This window comes from Paenibacillus sp. GCM10027630, assembly GCF_042676305.1.
In the GTDB taxonomy this organism is placed as follows: domain Bacteria; phylum Bacillota; class Bacilli; order Paenibacillales; family NBRC-103111; genus Paenibacillus_S.
This window is the reverse complement of record NZ_JBHTGY010000077.1, coordinates 1-6,979: the sequence shown is the minus strand read 5'-3', so window position 1 is coordinate 6,979 and position 6,979 is coordinate 1. Positions and strand designations below refer to the sequence as shown.

Sequence of the window (6,979 nt, the reverse complement as noted above, 5' to 3'; positions counted from 1 at the left end):
GTGGAGCGGAGAAGCGTCAGCGGTTGCCCTTTGAATCTTGTGTTCAAACCAATAAAAATATGATCAAATGTACACAAGTTCAAGAGGCAATCGTAGCCCACCTTGATGCCCTCCCACTCGCCAAACTGAACTCAATCGCCGGAGTCCGTCCGCAAGGACGGTTTTTCTTATTGTATAATAGTTAAAATAACTGTAGCAACTTACTTTTTCACTGCATGATTTTGAAGCACATGCTCAACACCAAAAATGGGAATTATGATTGTTAATGAGCAGGAGCTGAGAGATGCTGAAAATCATCTTTTTTCAGTTTGTCCAGATTGGATCAATTAAACGATTGAATGGGAGAGATGTTCATGGAATTGCACAATAAGACAGCAATTATTACCGGAGCGGGGAAAGGAATCGGAAAGGCGACTGCGATTGCTTTGGCCACAGAAGGCGTACAGCTTGGTTTAATGGCAAGAACGAACAGCGACTTGGAGTCCTTACAGGCAGAATTGACCCGAACTTATGGAATTAAAGTTTTTATTGCAACCGCTGATGTATCTGTTAAGGCTGAAGTGGACGCCGCCGTTTTCAATTTGATCGAAAGACTCGGGTCCATCGATATTTTGCTTAATAATGCGGGAATGGCGCAGTTCGGTTCACTGCTCGATATGGATCCCGATGTGTGCCGGGTTATGGGTTGACATTCTGTCGCGAAGTAACTACAATGGTTACAACGGTGGTGATGCTAAAGTGAAACAGATTAGTAGCAGATTTTCCATTGCTGTCCATATCCTTTCTCTGATCGCCGTTAGCTCCAAAGATTGTACCGGCGATTTCATAGCGGGCAGCGTGAATACGAATCCAGTTATAATCCGCAGGATAATGGGGATGCTTAAGAAGGCGGGTTTGGTAGACATTCGTCTCGGGGTGGGCGGCGCTTCCTTGCTGAAGGATTCCGATCAGATCACGCTTCTGGACGTGTACCGCGCCGTGGAAGTCATCGAGGACGGTCAACTGTTTAATTTTCACGATGAACCGAATCTCCAATGCCCGGTTGGCCGGAATATTGAAGCGGCTCTTCGTTCGGAAATGAAGGAAGCCCAAACCGCGATGGAACAAAGGTTGGCTCAAGTGAACTTAAGCCAGCTAGCTTCTCAGTTTGTGTAAAAAAAGCTCTTAGAGCTTTTTTATGCCATCGTTGTAACCAAAGTAGTTATAACGACTGTGATTATTAGATTCATACTATAGGAGGAATTACGATGAAAATTTTGGTGACAGGCGCAACAGGGAAATTGGGATCACTTGTAGTAGAAACTTTATTGGAAACCGTACCGGCTAAGGATCTTGCCGTCAGCGTTCGCAACCCGGAGAAAGCGGAGAGCCTTCGAGCTCGCGGCGTTGATGTAAGGCTTGGGGATTTTGAACAGCCGGATACGCTAGATAAAGCGTTCGCAGGTATCGACCGCCTCTTGATCGTTTCCACGGACGGCGACAACGAAACTCGGACTCGCCAGCATACTGCGGCTGTAGCGGCTGCTAAGCGCGCTAATGTCGGTTTCATTGCTTATACCAGTTTAGGAAACGCTAGCGAGAACACGATATTCCTTGCGCCGGTGCATCGTGCCACTGAGGAAGCCATCAGAAACTCGGGGATTCCTTATTCCTACCTGCGCAACAACTGGTACTTGGAGAACGAGACTAGCAGCATTCAAGCAGTCCTTGGAGGAGCACCTTGGTTGACTTCGGCGGGATCCGGCAAAGTAGGCTGGGCGACCCGTCGCGATTATGCACAGGCAGCTGCAGCCGTACTGGCGGGAGTTGGCCATGAGAATTCCGTGTATGAGCTGTCCGGCAAACTTGCTACACAAGAAGAGCTAGCTTCTGTCCTTGCCGGTGTCTTGGGCCGGGAAGTTCCCGTTCAACAAGTGGATGACGAAACTTATGCCAGCATAATGAGCAGCGTAGGTGTACCTGAACTGGTCGTTCCGATTCTGGTTGGAATTCAGAGTGCGATTCGCGATGGCGCATTGGAAGTCGAGAGCAATGATCTTCAGAAGCTGCTTGGACGTCCGGCCACGTCACTCGAAGAGGGTCTACGTCAAATCGTAAACGAAATTCAGGCTTAATTGAGCGTGCGAAACAGAGGTTGTTCCCGAAGGTCTAATGCGACCGGAGGGATTGCGTCTTTTTTATGCGTGTATGGAAAGTCTAGAGAATGTTTGGGGAATAGTACTTCATTATGAACAGTAATGGAGCGTAGAGGAATGAAAGTATTATCCATGATTCAACCGTGGGCGACTCTGCTTGTCCAAGGCGAGACTCTCTATGAAACAAGATCCTGGAAGACCCGGTATCGCGGACCGTTGGCCATTCATGCAAGCCAGAAAGTCGATAAGCAGGCCTGCAAATATGAACCCATCCGTTCTTTACTCGCCAAGAATGGCTATACGGAACAAAACCTCCTTACGGGGGTTATCCTTGCAACTTGCGAGCTTACGAATTGTTATCAAGTCATCGACGCTAATCATACGTCAGCCATTCTGGATTGCGGGAAGGTCGTGACGGGGGATGACTTCCTGTTAGGCGATTACAGTCCAGGTTATTTTGCGTGGGAAATAGCGGGTTTCCGTCTGCTGAAGCCCTATATTCCAGTGAAGGGAAAACTGGGACTATGGGAATATCCGATAGGCGAAGAGTTGATGATATGACCTATGTAAACAATCAATTAATGGAGGTTCTGACTTGACCACTCACTTATTTTCTCCTTATGAAATTAAAGGTTTACAATTGAAAAATCGGGTAGTCATGGCCCCCATGTGCCAATATTCCGTAACCGCTAGGGATGGCAAACCCAACGAATGGCATTATGTTCACTACCTTAGCCGCGCAATTGGCGGTGCAGCCTTGATCATCATGGAAATGACGGACGTTGAGCCGGATGGTCGAATAACCGACTTTGATTTAGGGATTTGGTCCGATGACCATATTCCGGCATTTGCCAGAATTATTGATGGAGTTCATGCTCACGGGGCCAAGATTGGGATTCAAATTGCTCATGCTGGCCGAAAAGCGGAAGATGCTAAAGAGCCAGTGGCCCCTTCCGCTATACCATATCCGGGATCCCGCTATAAGATGCCCCGTGCACTTACAGTCGATGAGGTAAATCAGATGGTACAGCTCTACGCTGATGCAGCCCGCCGGGCTGTTCAGGCAGGCGTAGATATGATTGAGCTTCACGGGGCGCACGGATATTTAATTCATCAGTTTCAATCCCCTTTTACCAACAAACGCGAAGATGCGTATGGACAAGACCTGACCAAATTTGGGGTAGAGGTCATACAGGCGGTCAAAAAGGAAATGCCTGCAGATATGCCGTTATTTTTCCGAATCACTGCCGTAGAGTACGCGGATGGGGGTTATGGTATGGAACATGCCATTAAGTTATCTAAAGCTTACCATGCAGCAGGTGTAGATGTCTTTCATGTAAGTTCTGGCGGGGAAGGACCCGTAGGGGAAAGAAAGCCTGGCAACTACCCAGGTTATCAAGTTCCTTTTGCGCGCAAAATTCGGGAGGCTCTTGGGGTGCCCGTCGTAGCTGTAGGCATGCTTGAGGACCCGGCACTTGCTCAATCCGTCATCTGCAGCGAAGAAGCGGATTTAGTGGCGATCGCCCGTGGCATGCTTCGAGATCCTTACTGGACTATCCATGCTGCTAAATCGCTTAGAAGTGAATATACCACCATTCCAAAGCAATATGAGCGGGCTTATCATTAATGGGAAAATAAGGAGGCTATCCGAATGTCATTGAAAGAGAAGCGAGTCATAGTTGTAGGAGGCACATCAGGTATTGGATTATCGACTGCCAAGGCATTTCTGGATGAAGGGGCAAAGGTAGTTATCGCAAGCCGTTCCGCTGCCAAGCTCTCGGAAGCCAAACAAATGCTTGGCGGGAATGTTGAAGCTTACGAGCTGGATTTTCGGAGTGAAGAGAAAGCCGGAGAATTTTTCGAAAAGGTTGGCAAGTTTGATCACTTGGTGATCACCGCGGGCGAAGGCGCGATGGGTGAGTTCCACGAATTGCCGGTTGAACAGGCGCAAACTGCTTTCGACAGCAAGTTCTGGGGCCAGTATATCACCGTTAAAGCGGCTATCCCCTATTTGAATCAAGAAGGTTCCATCTCCTTGACTTCCGGCGTTTACGGCAAACGGCCTCCGAAGGGGGCATCCACGCTGGCTGCGATCAACTCGGCGTTGGAGGGTTTAATGCGGGGATTGACGGTGGATCTTGCCCCGATTCGGGTCAATGTGGTTTCTCCCGGAATCGTAGATACGCCTGTCTACGCAGGTATGCCGGAGGAAGACCGGAAATCCATGTTCAACGCCATTGCGCGCCAATTGCCTGTCGGACGGATCGCGCAGTCGGAAGATATTGCCGAAGCTTATGTTTACCTTGCGAAAAACGGATTCACCACTGGCTCCGTTATCCTGATTGAGGGCGGGGCGCTCCTGTCCTAAACTCAGTACGTAAAACATATTAAAGATGCACTGAGAAGGTCATGAATATCTACGCGAGTAGAGTTCATGGCCTATTTTTCAAACAAGCATTAACCAATATATTCAAAAAAAGGATAACTAAAAAAAGTAATTTGATAACTAAAAAGAAGGGGCGTATGATTGATTCTTAGGATAATTAGATTAGAGAATAGGAGAATGGTAGCCAACATGAAGAAATTATCACGATCCAAAACCATAAGTCTGGTCACTTTTCTTGTTATTGTATGGGGAATATCGTGGCCTATCTATAAAATCGCTCTTGAATATACGCCTCCTCTTCTATTCGCCGGATTGCGCACGTTGATCGGAGGAATATTATTAATCGTCGGCTATTGGTCCAAACGGAAAGAAATACGCTGGAAAGAAAACTGGCCGGTCTATCTGACTTCATCACTGTTTAACGTCGCTCTGTTCTATGGGCTGCAGACCGTCGGGATGATGCATATGCCATCGGGATTGTTCTCGGTTATCGTTTATCTTCAGCCTATCCTTGTCGGGATTTTGGCCTGGTTATGGTTAGGAGAATTGATGACGGGATTAAAGGTAACGGGCTTGATTATCGGGGTCCTTGGCGTGGCGGCTGTAAGCGCGGGAGGGTTATCGGGGCATATAGCTGTCTTGGGTATCGTATTGGCGCTTATTACGGCATTCAGTTGGGCTATCGGCACGGTGTATGTCAAAAAAGTGAGCTCGCGGGTAGATTCCATTTGGCTGGTGGCCTTTCAATGTACAATCGGAGGAATCGCGCTGACTTCTGTTGGTTCGATTACGGAAAAATGGTCGGATATCGTGTGGAATGGGCATTATTTATTTGGACTTGTATTTGGGATCGTTGTTGGGATTTCGGCCTCTTGGGTTGTTTATTTCACGCTAGTGAATGCAGGCGATGCCAGCAAAGTTGCTTCTTATACGTTTCTCGTCCCGGTCATCTCCGTTATTAGCGGCGTGCTGTTTTTGAACGAAGCTTTTTCCAGCTACCTTTTGGTCGGGCTTGTTCTCATTGGAATCAGCATTTATCTGGTCAATCGCAAGCCCAAATCAAGCTTATCCCGGCCTCGTAAAGACAACTTAGCGACGGAAGACAGGAAGAGGTATTCGCTTTGATTATTGATAACGTTAATAAAGAAGTAGCCGTACGTTCCCGAGCCAGTATAGTTTGGCTGATTTTGGGGATTTTATTCATTGCAGCGAATCTTAGGGCACCCATCACTGGACTGGGTCCGTTGGTTGGATATATTCATTCCCAAACCCATTTGTCTAATACAAATACGGGCCTGCTTAGTGCTTTGCCGCTGCTCGCTTTTGCCATCCTTTCTCCGCTTGCACCCAAAATAGCGCACCGGATAGGGATGGAATCTTCCTTGATGGCAAGCTTGGTATTGTTAACGGCAGGCATCCTATTGCGATCGTTACCCTCCGTTACGGCTTTGTTTGTTGGGACTCTGGTCATTGGGCTTGCAATTGCGGTTGGGAATGTGCTTCTGCCTAGTTTAATTAAAAGGGACTTTCCTGACCAAGTTGGACCAATGACTGGAGCCTTCTCCGCATCCATGAATATATTCGGAGCGCTGGCCTCCGGAATAAGCATACCTCTCTCGGTTGGAGCCGGATTAGGTTGGAGAGGGTCATTAGGGTGCTGGGCATTGTTAGCAGGACTCGCGGTTTTGTGTTGGCTGCCGCAGCTGCGGAGTCGCCGCACCTATGCCTCTATTCCAGCTAAAGGAGGCTCTGTCTGGCGCTCGAAGCTGGCCTGGCAAGTTACTTTGTTCATGGGTCTGCAATCTTTTCTGTTCTATATCAATGCCAATTGGTTACCGGAGCTGCTTCATGAGCGGGGAATGAGCATCGCTACCGCCAGATGGATGTTAGCTGGAATGCAGTTCATTAGTCTTCCGTTTTCTTTTATCGTTCCGATTATTGCTGCCCGGAATAAGAACCAAAGAGGTATTGTCGCGATGACCGTTCTCTTCCACCTTATCGGATATATTGGCTTGCTGACGGGGAATACGGAATTGACATGGTTATGGATGATTTGCATTGGAATCGCCGTAGGGTCAAGCATTAGTTTGGCTCTCGCTTTCTTCGGACTTCGAACAAAGGACTCCAGGCAGCGGCGGAATTGTCAGGGATGGCTCAGTCGGTCGGGTATCTTCTGGCGGCGGCCGGTCCGATTCTGTTTGGATTTCTTCATGATGTCACGCATGCTTGGTCGTTATCCTTGATGACTCTTGTAATCGTCAGCGTGCTTTTGCTTCTTGTCGGTCTAGGAGCTGGGCGCAACGCTTACGTTTCTCAGGAAAGCTAACTTTTTGACTTAATAAAGGGCATAAACCTTCGATCGAATGGATGGTGGAGATCCAAGTGTACCGCCCAAGTTCGGCTGTGAAAGCTGTGGCGGAGAGATGTACCCGGAATTCTACAAAGGTGTGCATGGATA

Annotated in this window: 8 protein-coding genes and 1 pseudogene; 8 read left to right on the top strand and 1 reads right to left on the bottom strand. The window is 48.1% G+C overall.

What is annotated here, in order from left to right:
• Positions 1–353: 353 nt before the first annotated feature.
• The 8 genes and pseudogenes from ACFQ0C_RS31825 to ACFQ0C_RS31790 form a co-directional block, all read left to right on the top strand.
• A pseudogene (locus ACFQ0C_RS31825) lies at positions 354–668 on the top strand (SDR family NAD(P)-dependent oxidoreductase); the annotation flags it as partial.
• Between the two features lie 70 nt (positions 669–738).
• Positions 739–1,155 carry an Rrf2 family transcriptional regulator gene (locus ACFQ0C_RS31820; protein WP_102711436.1) on the top strand — a complete coding sequence of 139 codons (417 nt, stop codon included), beginning with the start codon at positions 739–741 and terminating at the stop codon, positions 1,153–1,155.
• A gap of 92 nt (positions 1,156–1,247) precedes the next feature.
• Positions 1,248–2,114: an SDR family oxidoreductase gene (locus tag ACFQ0C_RS31815; RefSeq protein WP_379372911.1), complete on the top strand. Its 867-nt coding sequence runs from the start codon at positions 1,248–1,250 to the stop codon at positions 2,112–2,114.
• 138 nt (positions 2,115–2,252) lie between these two features.
• A complete protein-coding gene (locus tag ACFQ0C_RS31810; protein ID WP_379372909.1) occupies positions 2,253–2,696 on the top strand; it encodes an ASCH domain-containing protein in 444 nt (147 codons plus the stop codon).
• Between the two features lie 34 nt (positions 2,697–2,730).
• A complete protein-coding gene (locus ACFQ0C_RS31805; RefSeq protein ID WP_379372907.1) occupies positions 2,731–3,762 on the top strand; it encodes an NADH:flavin oxidoreductase/NADH oxidase in 1,032 nt (343 codons plus the stop codon).
• 24 nt (positions 3,763–3,786) lie between these two features.
• Entirely contained in the window at positions 3,787–4,503 is a 717-nt protein-coding gene (locus ACFQ0C_RS31800; RefSeq protein ID WP_379372905.1) for an SDR family oxidoreductase, read from the top strand.
• A 207-nt stretch (positions 4,504–4,710) separates the two neighbouring features.
• Positions 4,711–5,646: a DMT family transporter gene (locus ACFQ0C_RS31795; RefSeq protein WP_379372903.1), complete on the top strand. Its 936-nt coding sequence runs from the start codon at positions 4,711–4,713 to the stop codon at positions 5,644–5,646.
• The gene (locus ACFQ0C_RS31790; RefSeq protein WP_379372901.1) at positions 5,643–6,764 is read left to right on the top strand and encodes a CynX/NimT family MFS transporter; all 1,122 of its coding nucleotides are present in this window, start codon (positions 5,643–5,645) and stop codon (positions 6,762–6,764) included. The genes ACFQ0C_RS31795 and ACFQ0C_RS31790 overlap by 4 nt, the downstream gene beginning before the upstream one ends.
• A gap of 15 nt (positions 6,765–6,779) precedes the next feature.
• On the opposite strand, the gene ACFQ0C_RS31785 is transcribed toward ACFQ0C_RS31790, so the two are convergent.
• Positions 6,780–6,979 (bottom strand): hypothetical protein (locus ACFQ0C_RS31785; RefSeq protein WP_379372899.1); only part of this gene is annotated, 200 nt, incomplete at its 5' end.